The organism is Alteromonas antoniana (assembly GCF_019249295.1).
Lineage (GTDB): Bacteria > Pseudomonadota > Gammaproteobacteria > Enterobacterales > Alteromonadaceae > Alteromonas > Alteromonas antoniana.
In genome coordinates this window covers 16,576-41,691 of sequence record NZ_JAESDH010000014.1, presented here as the reverse complement: position 1 = coordinate 41,691, position 25,116 = coordinate 16,576, and the positions used below count along the sequence as shown (strand labels likewise).

Annotated in this window: 24 protein-coding genes; 15 read left to right on the top strand and 9 right to left on the bottom strand. The window is 50.5% G+C overall.

Features of this window, described 5'->3' with window-relative positions; translation table 11 throughout:
• Positions 1-47 precede the first annotated feature (47 nt).
• Together mutH and JKP77_RS12735 are read left to right on the top strand one after the other, a co-directional pair.
• Positions 48-728, top strand: a complete 681-nt coding sequence (mutH, locus tag JKP77_RS12740) for a DNA mismatch repair endonuclease MutH (RefSeq protein WP_218311617.1) — start codon at positions 48-50, stop codon at positions 726-728.
• Between the two features lie 286 nt (positions 729-1,014).
• Positions 1,015-1,260: a YfhL family 4Fe-4S dicluster ferredoxin gene (locus tag JKP77_RS12735; RefSeq protein ID WP_218311616.1), complete on the top strand. Its 246-nt coding sequence runs from the start codon at positions 1,015-1,017 to the stop codon at positions 1,258-1,260.
• Between the two features lie 67 nt (positions 1,261-1,327).
• Here the strand turns inward: JKP77_RS12735 and JKP77_RS12730 are convergent, their stop codons facing one another.
• Positions 1,328-2,425, bottom strand: coding sequence for a helix-turn-helix domain-containing protein (locus JKP77_RS12730; RefSeq protein ID WP_218311615.1), 1,098 nt, complete (start codon positions 2,423-2,425; stop codon positions 1,328-1,330).
• Positions 2,426-2,454: 29 nt separating this feature from the next.
• Positions 2,455-3,960, bottom strand: a complete 1,506-nt coding sequence (locus JKP77_RS12725) for a CYTH domain-containing protein (protein ID WP_218311614.1) — start codon at positions 3,958-3,960, stop codon at positions 2,455-2,457.
• Between the two features lie 297 nt (positions 3,961-4,257).
• Here JKP77_RS12725 and JKP77_RS12720 point away from each other — a divergent pair, with 297 nt between their 5' ends.
• The gene (locus JKP77_RS12720; protein WP_218311613.1) at positions 4,258-4,860 is read left to right on the top strand and encodes a TIGR04211 family SH3 domain-containing protein; all 603 of its coding nucleotides are present in this window, start codon (positions 4,258-4,260) and stop codon (positions 4,858-4,860) included.
• A gap of 355 nt (positions 4,861-5,215) precedes the next feature.
• Here the strand turns inward: JKP77_RS12720 and putA are convergent, their stop codons facing one another.
• Positions 5,216-9,016 carry a bifunctional proline dehydrogenase/L-glutamate gamma-semialdehyde dehydrogenase PutA gene (putA, locus tag JKP77_RS12715; RefSeq protein ID WP_218311612.1) on the bottom strand — a complete coding sequence of 1,267 codons (3,801 nt, stop codon included), beginning with the start codon at positions 9,014-9,016 and terminating at the stop codon, positions 5,216-5,218.
• Positions 9,017-9,723: 707 nt separating this feature from the next.
• On the opposite strand from putA, the gene JKP77_RS12710 reads away from it, so the two are divergent.
• A complete protein-coding gene (locus tag JKP77_RS12710) occupies positions 9,724-11,364 on the top strand; it encodes a methyl-accepting chemotaxis protein (protein ID WP_218311611.1) in 1,641 nt (546 codons plus the stop codon).
• A 155-nt stretch (positions 11,365-11,519) separates the two neighbouring features.
• Here JKP77_RS12710 and JKP77_RS22575 read toward each other — a convergent pair whose 3' ends face one another.
• Positions 11,520-11,645, bottom strand: a complete 126-nt coding sequence (locus JKP77_RS22575) for a hypothetical protein (protein WP_274608667.1) — start codon at positions 11,643-11,645, stop codon at positions 11,520-11,522.
• A gap of 150 nt (positions 11,646-11,795) precedes the next feature.
• Between JKP77_RS22575 and JKP77_RS12705 the strand changes: the two genes are divergently transcribed.
• The 10 genes from JKP77_RS12705 to rpoS all read left to right on the top strand — a co-directional run bounded on the left by JKP77_RS12705 (position 11,796) and on the right by rpoS (position 20,319).
• On the top strand, positions 11,796-13,508 hold the full coding sequence (locus tag JKP77_RS12705) for a TIGR03545 family protein (RefSeq protein WP_218311610.1): 1,713 nt from the start codon (positions 11,796-11,798) through the stop codon (positions 13,506-13,508).
• A 290-nt stretch (positions 13,509-13,798) separates the two neighbouring features.
• Positions 13,799-14,089, top strand: coding sequence for a cell division protein FtsB (ftsB, locus tag JKP77_RS12700; RefSeq protein WP_218311609.1), 291 nt, complete (start codon positions 13,799-13,801; stop codon positions 14,087-14,089).
• A gap of 9 nt (positions 14,090-14,098) precedes the next feature.
• On the top strand, positions 14,099-14,821 hold the full coding sequence (ispD, locus tag JKP77_RS12695; protein ID WP_218311608.1) for a 2-C-methyl-D-erythritol 4-phosphate cytidylyltransferase: 723 nt from the start codon (positions 14,099-14,101) through the stop codon (positions 14,819-14,821).
• Entirely contained in the window at positions 14,812-15,297 is a 486-nt protein-coding gene (ispF, locus tag JKP77_RS12690) for a 2-C-methyl-D-erythritol 2,4-cyclodiphosphate synthase (RefSeq protein ID WP_218311607.1), read from the top strand. Before ispD ends, ispF begins: the two co-directional genes overlap by 10 nt.
• The gene (gene truD / locus JKP77_RS12685) at positions 15,288-16,355 is read left to right on the top strand and encodes a tRNA pseudouridine(13) synthase TruD (RefSeq protein ID WP_218311606.1); all 1,068 of its coding nucleotides are present in this window, start codon (positions 15,288-15,290) and stop codon (positions 16,353-16,355) included. The genes ispF and truD overlap by 10 nt, the downstream gene beginning before the upstream one ends.
• 12 nt (positions 16,356-16,367) lie before the next feature.
• Entirely contained in the window at positions 16,368-17,111 is a 744-nt protein-coding gene (surE, locus tag JKP77_RS12680; RefSeq protein ID WP_218311605.1) for a 5'/3'-nucleotidase SurE, read from the top strand.
• Between the two features lie 52 nt (positions 17,112-17,163).
• The gene (locus tag JKP77_RS12675) at positions 17,164-17,799 is read left to right on the top strand and encodes a protein-L-isoaspartate(D-aspartate) O-methyltransferase (protein WP_218311604.1); all 636 of its coding nucleotides are present in this window, start codon (positions 17,164-17,166) and stop codon (positions 17,797-17,799) included.
• Entirely contained in the window at positions 17,796-18,374 is a 579-nt protein-coding gene (locus tag JKP77_RS12670) for a YqaA family protein (protein ID WP_218311603.1), read from the top strand. The genes JKP77_RS12675 and JKP77_RS12670 overlap by 4 nt, the downstream gene beginning before the upstream one ends.
• 15 nt (positions 18,375-18,389) lie before the next feature.
• A complete protein-coding gene (locus JKP77_RS12665) occupies positions 18,390-19,244 on the top strand; it encodes a peptidoglycan DD-metalloendopeptidase family protein (RefSeq protein ID WP_218311602.1) in 855 nt (284 codons plus the stop codon).
• A 76-nt stretch (positions 19,245-19,320) separates the two neighbouring features.
• Positions 19,321-20,319, top strand: a complete 999-nt coding sequence (rpoS, locus tag JKP77_RS12660; protein ID WP_218311601.1) for an RNA polymerase sigma factor RpoS — start codon at positions 19,321-19,323, stop codon at positions 20,317-20,319.
• Between the two features lie 226 nt (positions 20,320-20,545).
• Here the strand turns inward: rpoS and JKP77_RS12655 are convergent, their stop codons facing one another.
• The 5 genes from JKP77_RS12655 to rplU all read right to left on the bottom strand — a co-directional run bounded on the left by JKP77_RS12655 (position 20,546) and on the right by rplU (position 23,605).
• Positions 20,546-20,827: a hypothetical protein gene (locus JKP77_RS12655; RefSeq protein WP_218311600.1), complete on the bottom strand. Its 282-nt coding sequence runs from the start codon at positions 20,825-20,827 to the stop codon at positions 20,546-20,548.
• A 67-nt stretch (positions 20,828-20,894) separates the two neighbouring features.
• Positions 20,895-21,398, bottom strand: a complete 504-nt coding sequence (gene folA / locus JKP77_RS12650; protein WP_246601199.1) for a type 3 dihydrofolate reductase — start codon at positions 21,396-21,398, stop codon at positions 20,895-20,897.
• 8 nt (positions 21,399-21,406) lie between these two features.
• Positions 21,407-22,561: an Obg family GTPase CgtA gene (cgtA, locus tag JKP77_RS12645; protein WP_218311599.1), complete on the bottom strand. Its 1,155-nt coding sequence runs from the start codon at positions 22,559-22,561 to the stop codon at positions 21,407-21,409.
• A 459-nt stretch (positions 22,562-23,020) separates the two neighbouring features.
• The gene (gene rpmA, locus JKP77_RS12640) at positions 23,021-23,278 is read right to left on the bottom strand and encodes a 50S ribosomal protein L27 (RefSeq protein ID WP_012517170.1); all 258 of its coding nucleotides are present in this window, start codon (positions 23,276-23,278) and stop codon (positions 23,021-23,023) included.
• Positions 23,279-23,293: 15 nt separating this feature from the next.
• On the bottom strand, positions 23,294-23,605 hold the full coding sequence (rplU, locus tag JKP77_RS12635; RefSeq protein ID WP_218311598.1) for a 50S ribosomal protein L21: 312 nt from the start codon (positions 23,603-23,605) through the stop codon (positions 23,294-23,296).
• 497 nt (positions 23,606-24,102) lie between these two features.
• Here rplU and ispB point away from each other — a divergent pair, with 497 nt between their 5' ends.
• Positions 24,103-25,077 carry an octaprenyl diphosphate synthase gene (ispB, locus tag JKP77_RS12630; RefSeq protein ID WP_218311597.1) on the top strand — a complete coding sequence of 325 codons (975 nt, stop codon included), beginning with the start codon at positions 24,103-24,105 and terminating at the stop codon, positions 25,075-25,077.
• Positions 25,078-25,116: the final 39 nt, after the last annotated feature.

Here is a 25,116-nt window from a genome sequence, read left to right as displayed (position 1 = left end):
CAGTTGCTGATATACTGCGCCGGTGCATAGTAACTAATGAGGAAAGTATGCAGCCACCACGGACGCCTCCGTCCTCCCCTGATGAACTGCTTGAGCGTTGCCATCGAATAGCTGGCCTGACGCTGGGCGATCTGGCCTCGATGGCTGACGTCGCTATTCCTGACAACCTGCAGCGTCATAAAGGCTGGCCGGGCATGCTGCTGGAATTATGGCTGGGGGCCACGGCAGGGTCAAAGCCACAGCAGGACTTCCCGGAACTAGGCATTGAACTGAAAACCATTCCAATTGATGCCGCGTTAAAGCCGCTTGAGACAACGTATGTCTGCTTTGCGCCGCTTTTGCCTCAGCCCGGTGTCACCTGGCAAACCTCCAGTGTACGTAATAAATTGCAAATGGTGCTGTGGCTTCCGCTTGAAGGTGACCGGCAAATTCCACTGGCACAACGCCGTGTTGCGACAGGATTTTTCTGGACCCCCTCAGCAGAGGAAGACCGGTTATTGCAACAGGACTGGGAGGAGCTGACCGAACTTATCCTGTTAGGCAACGTGGAGGCGATTACCGCGCGCCATGGTAACGCGCTGCACATTCGTCCTAAAGCTGCCAATGGCAGCGTGTTAACTGACGCGCTGGATGAAGAGGGTAATCGAATTAAAACCCGTCCGCGCGGATTCTATTTGCGAAAGACGTTTACTCAGGACATCCTGGCCCGTGAGTTTTATGATAGTTAACTGTGCGCCCTATAGTTGCCACGACATACATGCCTGTTAGCACCAATACCCGGTTTATCATCTTCTCTTTTTGCCCTCCGGCACCTTATATCAAACTGTAGTGATATGCCCTTAAACACAACGCCTAGTCGGCTTGTTTCAGACTGCAGCGGGTGTTCAGAAGCCTGATGAATATTCCTTGTTGACCTGAATCAAGACTTATCCATATTCACTTTGCCAGCATAAACCTGTGCTCTTAACATTGCCTGTGATATCTGCAAACCATCCTTATCACAGGAGCGAAGCCATGGCGTTAACCATTACTGATGAATGCATCAACTGCGATTTATGTGTTGATGAGTGTCCGAATACCGCCATTTTTGCCGGTAATGACGTTTATGAAATCAACCCCGATCGGTGCACTGAGTGTATCGGCCATTACGACTCGCCAAGCTGTGTAGGCGTATGTCCGGTAGAGTGTATTGTGCCTGACCCAAAACGCAGAGAGTCACTGGACCAACTGGCAGAGAAGTACGCCGCATTGTGCGCCTGATAGTCAACGGCAGATCGGCGATAGTAATGCCAGCGGAAGGTTACAAAAACAGGCAAAAGAGCGCTAATCAGGCGGTTTTCGTCCCTGTCTGATTGTCTTTTGCATATTTAACCAGCGCGTCGCTAAGCACCGTACCGGAGGGGATCCCCAAACGCTTTGACACAGCAGAAATGCTGGTGTCAGTGCGCAGCAATATGTTTTTTGCATACTCCAGACGGTAGCTGAATACCCACACTCTGAAGGTTTTTTGTCTGAGCAATCGCAGTGATATGGCCAGTAACGTAGGATCCGTCTCTGCGTAGACACAAAACTGCTTCAACGTCAGGCCCAGCTTTTTGTAGAGCTTTTTATCGATAATAACCTGCTCTGCCCGTTGCAGGGTTTCACGCATTTCCTGTTGCTGAGCGCTGCAGGCTTCCAGTCTTTCGTAATCCAGCGGGCTGGGAGACGTTTTTCTTGGCGTTGTCAGCCCAGCCAGCAACAATAAGGTTACCAACGCCATCAACATATGCAGCAGCGATTGCCAGAACGCTACCGGGAAGAAGCCAAACGCCGCGGCAGTGACCAGGAGAATACTGACGAAACTCATACCAACAGTGGTCCCGGCAACTCCAGCCATTCGTCGGATACGATATTGCGCGGTGTCTACAACCTGCTCTGCCAGATAGCGGTGATAATGCTGAATAAGCTCAGCGATGAGAATGCTATAAAGCAGAACGGAAAAGCCGGCCAGCAGATTTACCGAATACACCGGCCACCACGTGAGCGGCGCGCCGGTGGGCGAACCGTCGAACCAGGTCTGGCGAAGCGCAACAGGAATAAAGACCAGGGTTGACTGCAGCAAGGCAATTGCCAGCACCGGTGCCCAGAGGCGGCGACGATATGTCGGTTTATCAACAACCAGCAGCTTGGTTGCCCGATAGCAACAGGCAAGCAGCACTGGGGCAACAAAGTCAGACGCTCCGAGCGCCCAGGCCATACCGAAAGATTCTGTGTACTTAAGCCACTCATCAAGAATGAGAAAGGGCCAGAGCAACAGTGCAATCAATATCCAGTTTCTGCCCGGCAGCTTTTCATGCGTGGCCCAGAACTTGATCACCAACACGCCCCAGAAGGCAGACGACGCCATTAGTGAGTAAGTATATATCAACGACAACGAAGTCATCTTGCGCCTTAAATAGTTGCGGTTAATGTTTACCAGTAAACGTCGCCACGCATTGCAACCTGTCGCGTCCGTTCCATCACTTTCAGCAAACTTTGGGTCTTTTCATCAACCCACGCCTCCAGCTCATCCTCTGCTTCCGGCTCGGCTTCTTTAAGCGTGTGTCTGAGCATCAGCAGCGCGCGAAGCTCATCAATACCGGTCAGCAGATCAAGCCACGGTGCCCGAAAGGTTCCCTGTTCTTCTACGAATAAATCGGCGAGCAAAAAGCCGTTCCACAGTGTCTGGCGCAACAAAATCTCGATTGCCGTGTAGTTCGCCGCCGCCATGTCACGATTAACCGGCATACTCTGTTGTACCGTTTGCCACCCCTGTGACAACCACCCCTTGGCGTGTTCCATAACCGGCATGTCATATCCTTTAGCTTCTTTCCGCCAGGGCCGGTTATGCAGAATGGCAGAAGCCGACAACTTCGCCGATGTGGCAGTGGTTTCGAAAAACAGATTTTCAGGGTTATGGGCCTGTAGTAATCCGGCTTTTCGTCCTTGCAGGTAACTTAACAATGAGGGGTGGCGTGCCAGGTTTTTATTGAACAGGCTCTTTTTCGACAATAAATACCGCAGGCTTTGTAAATCGTCCTGCCACAACCATTCCTGTGCATAATTCAGTAACTGTTTATGCAGTGACAGCATTGCCGGGCACTGCAATACCGGCAGATACAGCGATACGCTTTGCAGCATCAGACGCAGGCTCTTGGCCACTTCGGCCAGCATCTTAATTGAGCCTGTTTCCATAAACAGGTGTTCGTGACGCTGCCAGTGCGCCAGCGCACAGCGCATCGCAGTGGCGAACGCTTCTTCTGTACTGCAGTTTCTGTCCAGTGGTAAAAACGCAGGCAATGATGTCACCTGAGCCTGAATACCATGCAATAACTGATAGCCCTGGGCCGCTTTTGAAACATCGCTTAAGCGAACCGGTAGCACCTCGTTGATAATGCGGGCAATGGTAAAGACCATCCCTACATCACCGGACTTCAACTCCAGTTCAATTTCGTGAATAGGAGACTGTGCTTTGCCTGTGGTCACTTCCCCCTCATCAAGCACCAGCTCAATAACGGTGTTTTCAACCTGGATATCGAACGCCGTCCGCGTGAAATGGGTGCTGAACTGACGTTCAAGACGCCCGGCAAGTTGTTTGATATTTAAATCCTGCGGCCAGACAGACGCGTCGAACAGTGTCAGATCGGGTTCATCTTTTGACAACGCAACGTTGTGCTCGGCGCGCTCATGCAACCCGCCACTCACTTTTCCGTGGGTTTTCAGAGTTTGCTCAAACTCGCCATTGTTACCCCGCACGCGAAAGCCCATCTTGCGCGCCTGAAACTCATGTTCCTGGGTATCGTAATAATCATTCTGTAAGCGCATTTCCGTCGCTTTGGAAACGCCCATCCCCTGCTGCTGCAGTGCCGGAATGACTTTCTCCATGAATGGCGCTAAAACACTCTGGCGAGTGACAAATTTTAATTCAATTTCAGCCATGAAATATGTAAATAAAGGGAGTTGTCCACACCTTACCCCCGTCCACCGCTTTGTGCAACGACCTCTCACTGTCAGAGAACGCCACTGGACAGGATTTAACCGAGGGTAAGTGACTGTGTCAGTTTGAAAGAGAAAAACTGGCCTGCAATGCGTTACGATTGTTTTCGTCGCCCTAAAATACGGACGATGTTCCGCAAATTTTCTATGCTTCCATGCGCAGCGCAACAACCCGGACTTGCCTTTACCCGATGCAAGCCATACCATCTCTTATGTTTTTTATCAGCGTATGGAATGAATATGATTCGCAGGTGGTTATCGGTCGCACTCATCGCAGTGTCCTTCCAAAGCTTCGGCTTGCAGGATACGGCAGATATCGAGGCGTCCTCTTCACACTACATCCGGGATGATCTTTTCGTCTTCTTGCATGCCGGTCCCGGACGTAATTACCGCATTTTAGGCTCCATTGAAGCCGGCACTCCCATTACTCTTCTCGATACCAACCGGGAAGAAGAGTTCAGTCAGGTAAAAGATGATGAAGGCAGAACCGGCTGGGTAGAGACCCGGTATGTCAGCAACACCATTTCAATGGCAGAACAGCTTCCCTTGCTAAGCGAACAGCTGGCTGACAGTCAGACAAGCCTGCAAGCCGTACGAAATGAAAATACCCAGCTTCGACAACAGCTGAGTGAGGCACGTCAGACCGTGGCCCAACTCACACAGCAAACTGAAGAGCAAGCTCGTGAGGTAACGGCCTTATCAGCAAAAATTGAACGGGCAGATCAGGATGAACTGGTTCGCTGGTTCACCCGCGGTGGCCTGGTCGCCGGTGCCGGTATCTTACTGGGAGTGATTCTTACGTATCTGCCTAAGAAGCGTAAACGCAGCGATCAGTGGATGTAACCGCGCTACTCTGCCGTACAAGATTATTCAGCCAGCAATATTGCTGGCTTTTTTATGTCAGACAACCGGCAACAGGCAGCGGCGCTAAGTGCACCGGGCTATCACTAAATCAGCAAAACCCTGGGCCAACGGTTTAGTGACTCCTGCGATGCAGCGCATTAATACCGCCTTAATACCGCCTTCAATGAAGCAACCACCTGACACTAGGGCTGGCCATAACGATAGCAAGCAGTGCGCTTTTACCAACATTGTATTCTTTAACTATTCGCATAAAAAAGCCCCGCGGTTAAGCAGGGCGTTGTATCGAGAATCACTGGTGCTGCGTCGTCATGCGACACAGCGCCCCTACGGTGAGTTACTCGTCATCTTCCACCAGCGTCATCAGCGATGTGTTACCGCCTGATGCCGTAGTATCAATACTGATGGTTTTTTCTGTCATCAGTCGCTGTATCAGCTTGTCGTTATACTCGGTAGTAATAACCGGTAAAATCGCACCTTCGCGTGATGACAGCATCGCCGTAATACGGGCAGTACGTTCCGTACTGGAATCCACAACCACACCGGCCAGATTTTTATCCATCAGTAACGCATCAAAGTGCGACAGCTTGGCAACCTGGAACACACCTTTCGGCGCACCGGTGGATTCGAAGTTCTGCTGGAACTGCAGGGCTTCTTCGTAAAACTCTTCTGAAACCACAGAAACCACAACGTTACCGGTAGCCAGTGCAGTCACTATCGACAACGTCCAGTATTCAAACGTAACGTCTTTATCGGCGAAACATACCAGCGCACCGCGAGGTTCAAGGTAAAGCTTGTTAGACTCACCTGTTGGGCCTGGCAGTTCCGTTGGTTTTGCCAGCCGGCGCTCAATCGAGGTCAGTTGCTGTCGAGACGTCGCCAGTGTCCGGTTAAGGTCATCGGCAAGCTCTTCGACAATGTCGACTTTGGCAATTTTTGCCAGCAGCTGACGCACCATTGAGATGCGATCGTTAAGCGCTTTATGCCGCCACTCGGCCTCGACCTTCATGGCTTTTTCCATAATGGACGCAGCTTCGCCGGATACTTTCTCGTCACCAATCAGCGCAGCATCTTCTGCATCGACATCTTCTACTTTTGACGGCTTCGGCGTTGCACGCTCCATCATCAGACGCGTCAGGTAGTTCGGGCCACCCGCTTTCGGTCCGGTACCAGACAGGCCGCGTCCGCCAAACGGTTGCACGCCAACAATCGCACCAATCATATTGCGGTTGATATAGACGTTACCCGCACGGCTTTTCGCTGCCAGCTCGTGACCGCGCTCTTCAATGCGTGAATGCACACCCATCGTCAGACCGTACCCTGTACCGTTAATTTGATTCAGTACATCTTCCAGTTGCTTGGACTTAAAGCGCACGATATGTACAACCGGTCCAAACACTTCTTTCTCCAACACATTGATGTTATCAATCTCGTAAAGCGTTGGCGGGAAGTATGTACCTTCTTCGGCCACTTCCGGCAGCGCTGCGCGATACAGCAACTTGCCTTTGTCTTCCATGTACTTTTCATGGTCCGTCAGTGACTTATGCGCTTTACCATCGATGACCGGGCCAATGTCAGTGAAGAGGTAAGCGGGATCGCCCACTTTCAGCTCTTTCATTGCACCAATTAACATCTCGGTAAGCTTATCGGCTATTTCATCCTGCACAAACAACACACGAAGTGCAGAACAACGTTGACCCGCGCTCTGGAAACCAGAGTGAACAACATCATCCACCACCTGCTCAGGCAATGCGGTTGAATCGACAATCATGCAGTTCTGACCGCCGGTTTCGGCAATCAACGGCACCTGCTCGCCCCCACGGTTGGCCAGTGTTTGCGAGATCAGTGTGCCGGTCTGCGTTGAGCCGGTAAACATAACGGCTTTGATGCGCTCATCAGGCAAAAGCGTTTCGCCAACACCTTTCCCGGGAGAGATAATAAGTTGCAGTGCGTCTTCCGGCAGACCTACTGAGTGCATAATATCGATAGCACGCTTGGCAATGATACTGGTTTGCTCAGCCGGTTTTGCCAGCACAGTATTCCCTGTAACCAGCGCTGCTGCGACCTGTCCCATAAAGATGGCCAGCGGGAAGTTCCACGGGCTGATACACAGCGTGACGCCACGAGGCAATAAGCGCTGATCTTCTGCAAGCTCTTGTCCGCGCACCGCATAATAGCGACAGAAGTCTACGGCTTCGCGCACTTCATCAATGCTGTCCTGCGCCACTTTACCGGCCTCGCGCACACAGATGGCGATGAGCTCAGCCATATGACGCTCCAGTGCATCGGCAGTGCGGTTAAGAATTTCAGCACGCTCTTCTACCGGTCGTTTAGACCATGCCTGGAAGCCATCGCTGACCTTATCAAGCGATGCCAGCATTTCATCCTGTGTGGTATAAACGTGGTAACCCACAATATCGCTGTGATTTGACGGGCTTCTCACGGCCGTGCCACCTTCAGGTATTTCACTTTCATCTACCCGATAAAAGTCTTTCCAGCGTGACAATTCATGTTGCAGAGCATGGACCGCGTTAACATCAGTAAGATCAAGACCGCGAGAGTTGTCCCGCTCCGGCGCGTATAATCCGCGCGGTGTTTTGATTAGCTTGTTATAACGCACTTTCAGACGCTGGGTCTTTTCAACCGGATCTTCAAGCAGCGACTCAACCGGCTTTTCATCATCCACAATCGCGTTAACAAAAGAGGAGTTTGCACCGTTTTCCAGCAGACGACGAACCAGGTAGGCCAGCAAATCTTCGTGCTCACCTACCGGCGCATACACGCGGCACTGAATTTTGTCTTCGGTTACGACCTGATCATACAAGGTATCGCCCATCCCGTGCAGACACTGGAACTCGAACCCTTCTTTGTCGTCACCGGCAAGCTCAATAATCACTGATGCACTGTAGGCATTGTGCGTAGCAAACTGCGGATAAATCGTGTCGCGATAGTCCAGCAGACGGTTGGCACACGCGTGATAGGACACATCGGTGGATGATTTACGGGTAAATACCGGAAACTCTTCAAGCCCCGCCTGTTGCGTCAGCTTTATTTCTGTATCCCAGTAAGCACCTTTTACCAGGCGAACCATCATGGTTCTGCCGACACGGATCGTCAACTCCCGCAACCACTCAATAACGTGAATAGCTCGCTTCTGATACGCCTGAACTGCCAGTCCAAAGCCTGTCCAGCCATCCAGATCTTCGTCAGAGAATACTTCTTCGATAATGTCCAGTGACAAGTCCAGGCGGTCAGCTTCCTCGGCATCAACGGTCAGGCCAATATCGTACTCTTTGGCCATCATGCACAAATCTTTAAGACGCTTTGGAATTTCTTCCATTGCCCGCTCACGCTGCAAAAACTCAAACCGTGGGTGAATGGCGGACAGCTTCACCGAAATGCCGGGTGACCGTTTAGGACCTCGGCCCTTTGCCGCTTTACCAATCTCTTTTATCGCTTTTACATAAGCGTCGTAATAGCGGTCAGCGTCTTTCATAGTGCGGGCACCTTCGCCCAGCATGTCGTACGAATAGACGTAACCTTTCTTTTCTTTCTCTTCCGCGCGTTTCACCGCATCTTCAATGGTTTCACCCATGACAAACTGACGGCCCATCACGCGCATAGCAATATTCATGGCACGACGAATAACCGGTTCACCCAGGCGGCCCAGTGTCTGTTTCAGCAGGCCAAACTGCTCTTTTTTGCGCTTGTCGGCATAGTTCACCATATTACCGGTAAGCAGCAGGCCCCATGCTGAGGCGTTCACGAAAAGAGATTCTGAATTACCAAGATGCGGCGTCCATTGTCCTTTAGACAACTTATCGCGAATAAGCTCATCCTGGGTTTCCTGATCAGGCACCCGCAGCAGCGCTTCTGCCAGACACATCAGCACCACACCTTCGGCGGTAGACAATGAGTATTCGTGTAGTAAAGCATCGACTCCACCATGACCTTCCTGGTCACGGCGAATTTTTAACACCATCTTTCTGGCGCGTTCCCACGCCCGGCTGCGGGCGCGTGGGTTGACCTCTGCAATTGGCAGGATCTGGTCAATCGCTACCGACTCGCTGATTCTGTAATAATCGCGAATGCGCTGGCGTAAGGGAGTCGTTGTATAAAGATCGTCGTTAGTGAGCATTGCAACCCTTATGAATTAAAACTGGAAAAACAAAAAACCTTTGTATGAAAAATCTTCAGTACCGCCACATTGGCGATGATATCGGCAAATAGCAAGTAAAGTCGAAGTCGCTTACGTATTGCGTCTGATTCTCTTTATAACTACCTGTACCTGCAGAAGATCACGATAGCGCTGATCCGGCGCGGATACTAGCACACCCCTAACATCCGCAAACCCCTTTTGTGTCAACTTTTGCGGGCAGTTTAAGATTTTGCAAAAGATCGTTTTTTTGATCCGGCATTCGTCGCTGAAAAAGGGAAAATAAACGCAAACAACGCCTTTTTAAAAATTCTTACTACACTGTTAAGTGGTATGTCCGTTAAAAGCCCGAAGGCAACGGGTTACAACATTATATATTAACGTCGGGCGCAACCTGAGGTTAACGACAATGCTGCCGTGGTCAAACCTGGTTAAATTTTGCTCGAACAACAAGTGCCGCGCACTACAGTGTAATGTGCCGCAGAACGATAACGTAATGGGCTTCAATGCCGATAACATGTTTTGACATTATCAATTGCCTGCCGAGGCAACGTGTTTCTGGCTGGCGATGATATCGTGCACAGCAAAGCCAACAACTGGTGAGGGCGCATCGATGCGTCCGTAAGCTTGGCGAGTTACGTGCAATTACTATTTTGTGTCAGTTAACAACAATAAAAGAGAGGTATGGCATGCTTTGGTTGCGCCGTTTCAGCCTGACTCAGCGACTCGCTTTCATCACCCTGTTGATGGCAATTATTCTGACTTTGCTCACTATTTTAGCGCTTAATCGCCATCATAACGCGTTGCGTCAGCAAGCTTTCAATGAAAATCAGCACCTGGTAGAAACCGCATACAGCGTCGCAGCTGCGTTTGCTGAACGTGTATCATCCGGCCAGTTGTCGGTGGATGAGGCAAAAGCCCGTGCACTGGAGACTATCGCCACGCTTCGTTACGACGAAAACAACTATTTCTGGGTACAGGACGATTTACCCAGTATGGTAATGCACCCTATGCGACCGGACTTAGACGGTCAGGATCTACGAAACTTTGAAGATGCCAACGGGAAGCGCTTTTTCTCTGAAATGAGAGACGTAGTGCAACAACAGGGGGAAGGATTTGTCGAATACGTCTGGCCCCTGCCGGGCGAAACCGAGCCGACGGAAAAAATCTCCTATGTTAAAAGTTTTAAACCCTGGGGCTGGACTATCGGTTCCGGCATTTACTTAACCCGTCTTGACGCCGAATACGCCAATCTCAGAAACTTGTTTATTGCTGCCAGCATCGCCAGCATCCTGCTTGTGGCAGGCTTGGTGGCATTGATTGGTGGCAGCGTAGTTCGCCCCGTTCAGCAGGTCACGGAAAGTATGAAAGACATCGCGAAAGGCGAAGGCGATCTTACCCGGGCCTTGCCGGAGGATGGCGCTGACGAGATGACGCGACTGGCCCGCTACTTTAATGAGTACACCGAAAAGATGCGCCAGTCTCTCATCGCCGTGCGCCGTACTCTCTCCCAGGTCACTGAACAGGCCAATCAGCTAGATAAAGCAAGCAGCGCAAGCAATGCTCAGTCACAATCCCAGAGTCAGAACACCTTACAGGTTGCCGCTGCGATGGAACAAATGACGACGCAAATACAGGACGTTTCGCAACATGCCGAAACCGCGAATCACTCTACAGAAGAAGCCCGGAATCATATACGGCAAGCTGCCAAGGTGGTGGAAGTCGCAGTCAGTGATATGCGGGATTTAAGCACAGAAATTGAATCGGTAAACAGTGTGGTAGATGCGCTGGCCAGTCAATCGCAAAGTATAGGCTCGGTGCTGGACGTGATCAGGGGCATTGCTGAACAAACCAATCTGCTTGCACTGAACGCTGCCATTGAAGCCGCTCGCGCCGGCGAGCAAGGCAGAGGTTTCGCTGTGGTGGCAGATGAAGTGCGCACACTGGCCAGCCGCACCGGGCAGAGCACAGATGAAATCCAGGTTATGATTGAAAAACTGCAAAGTGGTGCCAGTGCCGCAGTTACCGCAGTGAAAACCAGTCAGGAGGCCGCTGTCGGAACCAGTGATAAAACCTCACATGCGAATCAGAGTCTGCAACAGGCCGACACGCTCATGAATGATATTGTGTCGATGAACAGTGAAATTGCCATTGCCACCGAACAACAGGCTGAAGCGGCGAAAGAGGTGAATATGCGGATCAATGACTTGTCCGGTTCCGCAGACCAGAGCCTGGCGTCCTCTCAGGAACTGGCCAGCACCAGTGAAATGCTGCGCAAAAGTTGCGAGGCACTCAAAGCCATCACGGATGGATTTAAACTGGAGCGTTAACTATAAGGGGGAACACGCGGCCACCCGACGTCTGTGCATCCCCTGATTTTCTGGCTTATATTGTTATCGCGTTTTCGCAAAAGTGATCAGTTTTTTTGTGCCGGTGGTATACCGGAAAAGGGTAACGCTGTACTGGCACAAGGCTTTATCATAGACTAATCGCTGTTCTTATGGGATTCGCTTTCCGGCCATATTGACAGGGCAACGCTGAAACCAGGCTGATCAGACACACGCTGAACGGCAGTCTCTTTCGCAAGTTCCCAGCGCCGGCTTCGTGTCATACAACACTCACCGTAGAAGAGTGATCGCCTGCGAAAGGTATCCACCTGAATAGATTGGCGTCCCTGAGTGTAAATAACCGCATGATAAATTGCGTCAGTTCCCATAAGCGTCAGTATCAACAGATTGCGTGGTCTACAAGGAGTGAAGGTATGAGCAGTAAGGGTTTTCGTCGTCGCTATATTGTACTGGCGGCACTGGTGCTGATTATTCTTGGTTATTGGATTTTTGCCAATACCATTATTAAAAGCATTCTTGAGTCAAAGCTTTCAGAGTCTTATGGCGCAGAAGTCGATATCGCAGAATTCGATCACAGCCTGTTTCCGGTTGAAGTAGAAATGCATGGCATCGGGCTGACAGACGCGGTTCACCCTGAACGCAATCAGGTGCTTATTGGCACCGCTCAGGCCGACGTAGAGCTCATGCCACTGCTATCAAACCGCGTGATTGTGAACAACCTGAAGTTACTTGAGGTGCAGTTCGATCAGCCGCGGGAAACGCCGGGCGAAGTCTATCGACAGCCAACCAATTCACTTTCGTTCGATGAAATTAAAGCTAAAGCAAAAGAAGCCGTGCCATCGGTGGATGAATTGCTTGCCCGTAATCCGCTGAAAACCAGCGCGGCGATTGAAGAGGCGCAACAGACCTACTCTCAGTATTCAGAAGGCCTTAAATCTGATTACGAGTCACTGCCTGATAAAGAAAGGCTGGAGCATTACAAAACTCAGATTAATCAGCTAAAGGAAACCGATTACAAAGATCCTCAGGCATTACTTCAGGCCAAAGAAACGCTGGATAAACTGAAAGAAGAAATTCGTCAGGATAAAGCGCTTATTGGTAACTTTACTGAGAAAGCCAAAGAGGCCAAAACCGCGCTGGCGGGCAGTGTAGAAGCGCTCAAAAATGCTCCTAAACAAGATTATGATTTACTTAAGGGCGTCATTGCCGGCGATCAGGCTGCACTTGAGCAGGTAACCCAGTTTGTATTTGGTGATAAAGCGGCAGAATATACCGGTTACCTGATGTCAGCAGTAGAAATCGTTCTTCCATTGCTACAGGGTGAGGAAGGTGAGCAACAGGAAAGTGGCGACCTGCCTTCTGTTCTTGTTCGTCAGGCTGACGTCTCAGTGAAATGGAAAGAAGAATCTATCACCAGTGTCTGGAAAAATATCACCAATACCCATCCGATTGTTGGCGAGCCGACCACATTTACTATTGCCGCGGCAGGTGAGTTGTTGAAACAGTTTGAGTCGAGCGGTCAGTTCTGGATAGATAATGACGGTGTTGATGCCAGCCAGCAATGGTCGCTGGCCGGGGTGAATTTATCTGATATTCCGTTTAGCCAGAATGAAAAGCTGAATGCCACGCTCAATCGCGCTTTGATGCAGACAACCGGTTCGATGACAGTAGAAAACAACCTGTTATCCGGCAACGGTACCGTGAACCTCCTTGAGCTGGCGATGCAGGCTACCGGTAGCAATGATATTACCACCGCCATTGCCAAGGCATTACAAAGCTTATCCAGCCTGACGATGGACATGGATTTATCCGGGACGCTATCAGACCCTGATTTTGGCATCAGCTCGGATCTTGATAATCAACTGGCGCAGATGGCACTGTCGCAACTGACTGCCTCGCAACAGGATAAACTGGATGAACTTAACGCTAAGCTCAATGCCATGGTTGCCGAGCAACAGGACGCAGCATCCGGCCAGCTTGTTGACATTACTACCATGCTAAATGCGGCTCAGGGCGACACAGCACAGTTGGATGAATTGCTCAAAGCCCAGTTATCCAGCGTTGTCGACCAACAGAAAAACAAGTTGCTGGATAAGCTCAAAGGTAAGCTTGGCAACAGTAACTAAATCAGGCTCGTGCTTCACAAGTGCCCGGCCCCTGTCTTACGGCCCGGGCGCCGGAGCACGCGGTGACAGCGAGAATAACAATGCATTTCCAATGTATTTCAGGTTTTATTTGCATGCGATAGCGTGTTTCCTGCCACCCTTGAAGAGCGGATCCTTAACCGTCCCTTCCCTTACCCTTTGCAATACAGCGCTGGCACGGCATAATAAGTCACAATTCAGGCGCGGCCATGGGCTTCGTCTTTCGTCCTTGTTGGCGATAACTCCGAATCAAATAACGACAGGTGATAGCCGTGTGGCAAGATAGATGGGTTACCATTGTATTACTGCTCTTGCTGGGTTTGCTGCAATACCGCTTATGGACAGGTAAAAACAGTATCCCGGACTATCTCGCGCGCGAACAGGAAGTCCACAAACAATCTCTTCAGAATGCCAATCTGGCGCAGCGGAATGCATTGCTGCAAGCGGATATCAACGACTTAAAAATCGGTCTTGAGGCGATTGAAGAGCGTGCTCGTAACGAACTGGGACTGATCAAAGAAGGGGAAACCTTCTATCGCATCCTGCCGGCTGACAATGACTAAAATCAATTAATGAAAAGATCCCCCCGAATTATCGCGGTTGTTCCTGCAGCCGGCGTTGGCAGCCGCATGCAGGCAGATCGCCCCAAGCAGTATCTGTCACTGGCTGGCAAAACGATTATCGAACATACACTGGAAGCGCTTATTCGTCACCCGGCTATCGACCGGGTTGTCGTAGCACTCAGCCCCGGCGATCCATACTTTCCCACATTGCCAGTTGCCCAAGCCAACTGGCTGACGATCGTTGACGGCGGAAACGAGCGTGCCGACTCGGTACTCAGTGCGCTTAAGCAACTACCTGATGATTGCTGGGCAATGGTGCACGATGCAGCCCGTCCGTGCGTAAGTCACGCTGATATCGATAAATTGCTTGGCGTGATTGATCAGCGCGACGTTGCCGGCGGCATTCTGGCAACCCCGGTAAGAGACACCATGAAGCGCGCAGTAAGCCAGTCGCACACTATTTCACATACAGAGAGCCGCGACGATTTATGGCATGCACTGACACCACAGTTGTTTCCTGCGGCGCTGCTCAGAGAGGCGGTGACCAGCTCACTGTCTCAGGGGCACCCCGTCACAGACGAAGCATCGGCGATGGAAATGGCCGGATTTAAGGTCGCATTGATCGATGCCAACCCTGCCAACATAAAAATAACCCGCCCGGCGGATATGCCGTTGGCCGGATTTTATTTAGAACGTTTAGCAAAAGAGGATCAGGACACGGTATGCGAATAGGACACGGATTCGATGTACACAAGTTCGGTGGTGATGGTCCCATCATTATCGGCGGCGTAGAAATTGAGTACGAGCAGGGCCTGGTGGCCCACTCTGATGGCGACGTATTGCTTCATGCATTGTGTGACGCCATTTTAGGAGCAGCTGCCCTTGGCGACATCGGCGAACATTTCCCGGATACTGACAGTGCCTATGCGGGTGCCAATTCACGTGAATTACTCAAGCACGTGATGTTACAGGTAGAAAAAAAGGGCTACAGACTGGTGAATGCCGATATGACAATTGTAGCACAGTCGCCGAAGATGGCCCCCCATATTGACGCTATGCGTGACAATATCGCTGCTGACTGCAGTTGCCCGGTCGATGATATTAATGTGAAGGCGACCACCACCGAGAAACTCGGCTATACCGGAAGAAAAGAAGGCATCGCCGCCCATGCGGTTGTATTGCTACAAAAGGATCCGTCATGGAGTTAACCACACAGCACTGGGAATATTTGTATGGCCGGCCAGTGTCCACGGGGCTTTTCAAGTTTCAGGCCGACGATTTTCAGGTAACTGAGGATTTAGGCTACGAACCCACCGACGATGGTGAACACCAGTTTGTGTTTATCGAAAAAGAAAACACCAACACCGCTTATCTGGCCGAGCAACTGGCACGTTATACCGGCCTTCCTTTACGCCAGGTAACCTATGCCGGCAGAAAAGATAAGTACGCCGTCACCCGACAGTGGTTTGGGCTGCATGCGCCGGGCAAGCCGGATTTCGACTTTTCAGACTGGAAGCTGGAAGGCGTAAAAGTGTTAAAGCAAACCCGCCACAATAAAAAGCTGAAAACCGGTCAGCTAAAGGGCAATGCCTTTCAGATTCAGCTTCGCCAGGTAAACAACATCGAGGCGGTTGAGGACACACTGTCGAAAATCGCCACCCATGGCGTGCCTAATTATTACGGCGAGCAGCGATTCGGCGTTATGCGTATGAACGATCAGGGCGAAGTGATGCGCGGCGGAAACCTGGTACTGGCAGAACGCATGATCCAGGGCGAAACCATTCGCCACCGCAATAAACGTTCAATGGCGCTATCAGCATTGCGAAGCTGGTTCTTTAATGAAGTGGTGTCAACACGACTGCAAAATCAGCAATTTAATCAGGTGTTGCCGGGGGATGCGCTGGTACTGACGGGCTCTAACAGCTTTTTTGTTGATGATGGCAGTGATAGCACCATCCCCCAACGGTATGATACCGGTGACCTGTCACCCACAGCCCCACAGTGGGGGGCCGGCAACTTACCCAGTCGGGATGAGGCGCGGGCATTAGAGCAGGCCGTGGCCCAGGCTCACCCGAGAGTCACTGACTTTCTTGCCTCGGCCGGGTTTGAGCAGGAACGTCGGGCGATAAAAATATGGCCAGAGCAGCTTGAATGGTTGGGTAAGGGTGATACATTAACGGTATCATTCAGTCTTCCCAGTGGCTGCTTCGCAACGTCAGTGTTGCGCGAATGCATCGATATGGTCACTCCAATCAACAGCGTATAGTCAGGTAGATTCATGAAAATACTAATGAGTAACGATGATGGCGTATTCGCGAAAGGGCTGGCGATTTTACATCAGACCATTGCCAGCGAACACGATGTTACTGTAATCGCGCCGGACAGAAACTGCAGCGGCGCGTCTAATGCCTTGTCTTTGCACCAGCCGTTGCGTATTCAGCAAATGGACAGTGGTTTTTATTCTGTGAATGGCACACCTTCCGACTGCGTTCATCTTGGCGTAAACCGGTTTTTGAAAGAAGATCCTGAGCTGGTAGTATCGGGCATCAATCACGGCGCAAACCTGGGCGATGATGTGATTTATTCAGGCACGGTGGCGGCAGCAACAGAAGGCCGCTACATGGGCCTGCCAGCCATTGCCGTCTCTCTCACCAGCAAAAAGGGCGAGCACTTTGAGACCGCTGCCCGCGTGGTGCTGGAGATTATCAAAAAATTGCAAAAGCATCCGTTGCCGGCAAACCAAATCCTTAATGTGAATGTGCCGGATGTGCCATATGAGGAACTTAAAGGCATTAAGGTTACCCGTCAGGGTCGCCGACATCGCGCGGAAGGGATGGTGGAAGATAAAGACCCGTTTGGCAGACAAATATTCTGGTATGGCCCGGCCGGGGCAGAACAGGATGCCGGACCGGGAACAGACTTTGAAGCGGTAGCAAACGGGTATTGCTCGGTAACGCCGCTAAGTGTTGATATGACGGCTTATCAAAGCTTAGATGATATGAAGGACTGGATGGCGAAGTAAGGAACTCGCCGTCTGCTAAAGATTGGTTTAATAAGGATAATAATAAGGTACCATGAGATCCTCTAGAAAAGGTGACGCGCTGGCCGAACTGCTGTATTCGGAAGGTGTCAAAAACCAGAAAGTGCTGAACGCAATTGCAGGCACCCCCCGAGAGATTTTTTTGCCGGATACGCTAAAACACAAGGCGTATCAGAATACGGCTTTGCCCATCGGTCAGGGGCAGACAATTTCGCAACCTTATATTGTTGCTAAGATGACGGAGCTGCTGCTGGATGCGCCTAATCAGGCAGTCAACGTGCTGGAAATTGGCACCGGCTCTGGGTATCAGACCGCAATACTGGCGCAGCTGTTCCAGCGAGTATATTCAGTGGAACGTATCAAATCGCTGCAGTTTCATGCCAAGCGCCGTATGAACCAGCTGGATTTACACAATATTTCAATGAAGCACGGTGATGGCTGGAAGGGCTGGCCTTCCAAAGGGCCTTACGATGCCATTATCGTAACGGCGGCTGCCAGCTCATTGCCACAGGATTTGTGCGATCAGTTGAAAGAAGGTGGCCGTATGATCATCCCGGTCGGCGATGAGCAACAGTCACTACTTTGCATTGATCGTGTGGATGGAGAATTGCGGACAGATACCGTGGAATCGGTCAGATTTGTGCCGCTGGTAGCAGGAGAGCTAATGTGAAAGTGTTTCAGCCGTGCTATGACCTGGCAATTCGCTGGTCGAGGCATCCTCATGCGAGTCGCTATTTAGGTGGTCTTAGCTTCGCTGAATCAATGTTTTTTCCTATCCCGCCCGATGTAATGCTGGCACCAATGTCACTGTCACAGCCAACGCGTGCCTGGTACTTTGCCATGCTCACAACGCTGATGTCGGTCATTGGCGGCATTGCCGGTTATTTTCTCGGTTACTTTGCCTTTGAAGCGTGGCTGCAACCGGTTATCGAATCTGCAGGCTATCAGCCGAAGCTCGATAAAGCGATGCAGTGGTTTACCGATTACGGCGTATGGATAGTCTTTGTAGCCGGGTTTTCCCCTATCCCGTATAAAGTATTCACCATTAGCGCAGGATTTTTGCAAATGGCTTTCCTGCCTTTCGTACTGGCGTCTGCCGTGGGTCGCGGTGCACGCTTTTTTCTCGTGGCAGCGTTAATGCGGTGGGGAGGCGCAGCGATGGAAGCCAAATTAAGGCAATATGTCGAAATTCTTGGCTGGGGCGTTGTTGTACTCGCCGTTCTGGCCTACCTGATATTACGCTAGGCTTTAACAGCGCGCATGCAGTACGCGACCTCCAGAGCCCTTACCGTTCTCATCTGCTGTCTGGCAGTGTTTTCCTGTGGATCTACCCCGCCAGCCCCTGTTGTCGTGCTGAACAGCCAACCTGTCGAAGATAAAGGTTTTCAGGGCGACACCTACACAGTGAAAAAAGGCGACACGCTTTACGCAGTGGCCTGGTACACGGGAAATGATTATCGTGACATTGCGCGCTATAACAATTTACGCCCGCCCTACAATATCTTCCCGGGCCAGTCACTGCGTGTAACAGCGCCGGAAGTCGCCAAACGCGAACCAACATCACCTCCCAAAACGACTGGTCAGACCTCGCCTAAAGTCTATACAAATACGGTTGACCGTACCAACGAGCAGGCGTATGGTGAAAGTGAAAAAAATGTTAACAGGCAGCCACTTAAGGGCGTCAAAAAGCCGTCAGGAAGCGTCAAAAAACGCACCACCAATTCGTTCCCTGATAAAGTGAACCAGTGGGTATGGCCAGCCAAAGGCAAGTTAATTGCCACGTTTAGCCGGGATGAATCCGGCAATAAAGGAATCGATATCCAGTCAGCCAGAGGTACAGATATAGTGGCTGCTGCGGATGGAAAAGTCGTTTACTCGGGAAATGCCCTGAGAGGATACGGCAACCTTATTATAATAAAGCATACTGACACATTCTTAAGTGCGTATGCACACAACGACACAATAAAAGTAAAAGAACAGCAATGGGTTAGCGCAGGCGATCTTATTGCGACCATGGGGAATAGCGGTACAGATTCGGTAAAACTTCATTTTGAAGTGAGATATCGCGGTAAATCGTTAGATCCGCTGCGATATCTGCCAACGCAACGTCCATAACAACAATAAATAATAATAATAAGAAATGAAAGGAGAGAACGTACAAAGGTAACCAAACAGAGCAGGAGATGCAGTTGTGGGTCAAACTAAAAACGCTGTAGTCGAACCGAAGTCTCGCGATGAACTGGATGATATGGAAATGTCAGCTAACGTCAAAGCGGAAGCCACCTTGAACGAAAATGCGGATGACGATAACGAGGATATCGTACTTCCCCAGGAAGAGCTCCCCAAAAACCTCGATGCCACCCAATTGTATTTGGGAGAAATTGGCTACTCGCCTCTGCTAACGGCAGAAGAAGAAGTGTACTTTGCCAGACGTGCCCTACGCGGCTGCGAAGCATCACGTAAACGAATGATTGTCAGTAACCTCAGACTTGTTGTGAAAATAGCACGACGCTACAACAACCGTGGTCTGGCACTACTTGATCTCATTGAAGAAGGTAACCTGGGTCTGATCCGCGCTGTGGAAAAATTCGACCCCGAACGCGGTTTCCGCTTTTCAACCTATGCTACCTGGTGGATCCGCCAGACCATTGAACGTGCCATCATGAACCAGACCAGAACCATTCGTCTGCCCATTCATGTGGTGAAAGAACTGAATGTCTATCTGCGCGCCGCGCGTGAGTTGTCACAAAAGCTGGACCACGAGCCCACGGCAGAAGAAATTGCAGAAGCACTGGATAAACCGGTGGAAGATGTCACCCGGATGTTACGCCTTAATGAGCGTATTACCTCCGTAGACACGCCCATAGGTGGCGAAAACGATAAAGCCCTGTTGGATATTCTGGCTGACGAGAAAGAATATGGCCCGGAAGAAAATCTGCAGGATTCAGATATAAAAACCAACATTGTGAAATGGCTGGAAGATCTTAATCCCAAGCAACGTGAAGTGCTGGCAAGACGCTTTGGTCTTATGGGTTACGAACCCTCTACACTGGAAGATGTGGGTGCTGAAATTGGTCTAACGCGCGAGCGTGTACGCCAGATTCAGGTAGAGGCACTGCGTCGACTTCGCGACACCCTGGGACACCAGGGTCTGACACTGGAAAACCTGTTTGCCCGAATGAATGGCTGAGGTTTCCTGTAATACCAAAAATGCCACGCCAATGCGTGGCATTTTTATATCTGGCGCTAACGTGCTGCGCTATTACCTGATAAGAGTATTACCTGAAAAGAGCATTACCTGATAAGAACCGCCAGCAAGGGAAGTGAATAAGGCAGCATGATATGTGGCTGCCAGAGAGGCGTAGCTATAATGTCAGCCATAGCAAACCGGCCTGACACGATACCACCAAATTAGTTTAGCGCTCAGGCGCTCCTTCAAGCATCAGTTCAATCCCCGCCTGAAACAGTCCCATCAACAGATAGTCTTTGCCCGTGCGGTTGCGCTTTGGCATGTGAATAGTTCGCGGCTCATGCGGGGCCGGTACGCTCATCATAGGATCATGCATCGTAGACAGGCTTTGATCAATGCGCTGCTGCTCTGCGGCATTTTCTACTGTCGCCTGCGTCAGGTGATAAGTAGAGGCTGAACACCCACTCAAAAACGTCGCGGCGGCGGCCACAACCAGAATCCTTTGCATATCCTACTCCTTCAGTTAGCTGCATCTTATTGTATTCTACAATATCAGCAACGATTTGCTATCCGCTTCAAAGCACGCGCTCAAGCGTCACAAACGCATACGCATGGGGGTTGCGCTCATCCGGCTGATTGTCCTGCCGTTCTGTTTCCTTCCAGGAAGCCTGAGCCTCATAATCCGGAAAACAGGTATCGCCCTCTACATCCAGCTCAATGAAGGTTAAGTACAATGTTTGCGCAGACGGCAGGAAGGTTTCATATATTTTCCCGCCGCCTATGACCATCACTTCTTCAGCAGCATCCGGCGAGGTTGTAGCGACATTCAGCGCGTCCTCAGGACTACTCACCACAATGGCATCTTCGAGCGCATAACCGGATTGCGAAGACACAACGATATTGGTTCTGCCTGGCAATGCCCGTCCAATCGACTCGTAGGTCTTCCGCCCCATAATCACAGGCTTGCCCAACGTAGTCTGTTTAAAGTGCTTTAAATCAGCCGGAAGGTGCCATGGCATGCCATTGTCAGCGCCAATCACCCGTCCTTTTGCCATTGCTGCAATCATTGCAATTTTCATGGCCGTCCTTACTTGCGGTATTCTACTTCTACGTCGTAATCGTCTTCATCCCAGTCATCATCATCGTCATCGTCTTCAAACGAATCCTGCGTATTCTGATGGTAGGTATCCCATTTGAAATCGGTTGCAGACGCGTCATCCTCTGTGCTTTCAGCCGGAAGCGTTTCGATGAAATTCATGATGTCATGACATAACGGATCCAGGTTCATCTTCTGGAATGCCGAAATCTGATACACCGGCCCTTCCCAGCCGAGCGCTTCAGTCACGTGCTGAACACGTTCTTCTACTTCTTCTTCCAGCAGCAGGTCCACTTTGTTAAACACTAACCAGCGAGGTTTCGCGGCCAGTTTGGGGCTATATTTTTCCAGCTCATTGATGATGGCTTTGGCGTTTTCAGCAGGATCGCTTTCATCCATCGGCAGTAAATCAACAACGTGCAACAGCACCCGGCAACGTTCCAGATGCTTTAAGAACTGAATACCCAGTCCGGCACCTTCTGCGGCACCTTCAATCAGCCCGGGAATGTCTGCAATCACAAAGCTACGCTGGGCATCCTGACGAACCACGCCAAGATTCGGAACTAACGTGGTAAACGGGTAGTCAGCCACTTTAGGTTTTGCCGCGGACACAGAGCGAATAAACGTGGACTTACCGGCATTTGGCATACCTAACAACCCCACGTCAGCCAGTAGCATCAGTTCCAGTTTTAAATTACGGATTTCACCCGGCGTACCGTTGGTTTTAATCCGTGGGGCACGGTTGGTGCTACTTTTAAAACGTGCGTTACCCAAGCCGTGATAGCCGCCCTGAGCCACTTTCATTTTTTGACCGTGAGTAGTGAGATCTCCCAACACTTCACCGGTTTCTGCGTCGGTTGCACGGGTACCGACAGGTACGCTTAGCGTAAGATCTTCACCCCCACGCCCCGTGCAATCACTGCCCTGGCCATTCTGACCACGCTGAGCACGGTGGAAACGTTCGAAGCGGTAATCGATCAGGGTATTCAGGTTCTCGTCAGCCTGCAGATACACGCTGCCGCCGTCACCTCCATCGCCGCCGTCCGGGCCCCCTTTCGGTACATATTTTTCACGTCTAAAGCCAATTACGCCGTTGCCGCCGTCACCAGCTTCAACACGAATTTCAGCTTCATCTACAAATTTCATTTATCGCTCCGAGTCTCAAAGACTGTGGGTTTATTACCGCATCAGGGCGGTATCAATCAATACTTATTCCTATAGCCATCCATTTCGACGTTGATGTCGTCTGACTACTGGGTGCCAGCGCCCGGCCATAGGAATAGGTACGGACTTATTATTTTACACCATTCACCGACATACGGCATGAAACTTTCCACGGGTTGCCTCAGCAATGCCGCATACCGCTGGCATGAATGGCGTGAGCTGAGGTTATCGTCCAGCGTCAGATTGTCTTAGCGAACCGGTTGGTCGCCTAGTCGCTTGGTCAAGATTTACAACATGCTGGCTTGCAGTGACGGCGGGCCTCAAAGGGCTGTTTGACACAGCGCCTGACTACGCATTTCAACGCAAGCACTTTCTGCATCAGAAACAAAAAACCCCGCAAGCGCGGGGTTTTTCTTAGCCTGTTCGGCGAGAGCTCTGCGCTTACTCAGCTACGATGCTCACGAACTTACGGTTCTTAGGACCTTTAACGTCGAACTGAACCTTGCCGTCTTTCAGTGCAAACAGGGTGTGGTCTTTGCCGATACCCATGTTGTCGCCTGCGTGGAAACGAGTACCACGTTGACGAACAATGATGTTACCAGCAAGAACTGATTCACCACCGAAGCGCTTAACACCGAGGCGTTTACTTTCGGAATCGCGACCGTTTTTGGTACTACCACCAGCTTTTTTATGTGCCATGTGTTCGTGCTCCTATTATGCGTTGATACCAGTGATCTTCACTTCAGTGAACCACTGACGATGACCCATTTGTGAACGAGAGTGCTTACGACGACGGAACTTGACGATTTTAATCTTTTCGCCACGACCGTGAGTAATCACTTCTGCAGTCACTTTACCACCAGCAACAAGAGGAGTGCCGATTTTAACATCGTCACCGTTGCTAACCATTAATACATTGTCAAATTCAACCGACTCGCCTGGTGCGACTTCGATTTTTTCAAGACGAACGGTTTGGCCTTCGGCCACACGGTGTTGTTTACCGCCACTTTGGAAAACCGCGTACATATTTAACTCCGCTCTGCGTCACTTGACGCTTCAATTCAAAAAACAGGGCGCGAATTGTACGTGAAACATCCTGAGATCACAACCCCGAAAAACGCAAAAATAGATTATTTTTCACTCATTGCGTTAATTCTTTCGCGAGGGCCCTGAAAACCACCGTTTCCTCACAGTATTTTGCGTTAGTATTGCACGTAAGATACTGTTCAAAATTACATTTTAACTTTTCATAAACCCCGGTAAGTACCTTGTGATCAGTCAAATATGCACAGGATCAGGTGGAGAATCGCCGCTGCGTGCCCGCCAATTTTGCTAGTTTATAAGCGTATGCTCATCCACACAAGCGCCTTGTCTGCTAAGTGCAGTGTTGTGCTACAAAACGGCACGTCGGGATAAAATTACGCCTAGCAGCGCTTTTTTCAGGCTGACAAGGTGGATAGTCCTCGGCTTTCAGGTACAATCGGCCCAAAATAAGCGATTATAATTAAAGACAGCCAATGCCTATGGATTTAGATCAAATTCGTTCACTTGCCGAAGACGATATGAAGGCGGTGAATGCGTTGATTCAACAGCAAGTCGACTCGGATGTCGCGCTGATTAACCAGTTAGGGTTCTACATCGTGAATAGCGGCGGTAAACGGTTGCGCCCGCTTCTGACCGTGTTGTCAGCACGTGCGATGGGAATTGAAACCCAGCAACACCACACGCTGGCCGCGATTATCGAATTCATCCACACCGCCACGTTATTGCATGACGATGTGGTAGATGAGTCTACGCTTCGTCGTGGCCGCGAGACTGCCAATGCCATTTTCGGTAATCAGGCATCGGTACTCGTTGGTGATTTCCTCTATACACGCTCTTTTCAGATGATGGTGAGTCTGGAACAGATGCGGGTAATGGAAATTCTGTCTGAAGCAACAAATCAGATTGCCGAAGGTGAAGTGTTGCAGCTAATGAACTGTAACGATCCTGATACCACCGAGTCGCGTTACTTTGATGTGATTTATGGCAAAACCGCGCGCTTGTTTGAAGCGGCTACTCAGTTAGCTGCCGTTCTCACGGAACAGCCGCCCCATATTGAGCAGGCGATGCAGGACTACGGCAAACATCTGGGCACGGCGTTCCAGTTAGCCGATGATATTCTGGATTACACCGCTGACAGTGATGAAATGGGCAAAAATGCGGGTGATGACCTGGCCGAAGGCAAGCCTACCCTGCCACTGCTTTATGCTATGTGGCACGCAGAAAATGAAGAAGACAAAGCGCTTATTCGTGACGCTATTGAGAACAGTAACGGCCTTCCTCACTTATCTCGAATTCAGTCAATTATGGCTGATACCGGGGCGATAGCGTACACCACCGAGTGTGCCGGTAAAGAAGTGCAGATGGCTGTAGATGCCTTATCCGAGATTAATGACTCTCCTTACAAAGAAGCGTTAATCAGTCTTGCATACCTATCGGTTGCCAGAACCAACTAATTTCTACCTCAGGTATCGCGGAAGCGTCCGTGGTACCTT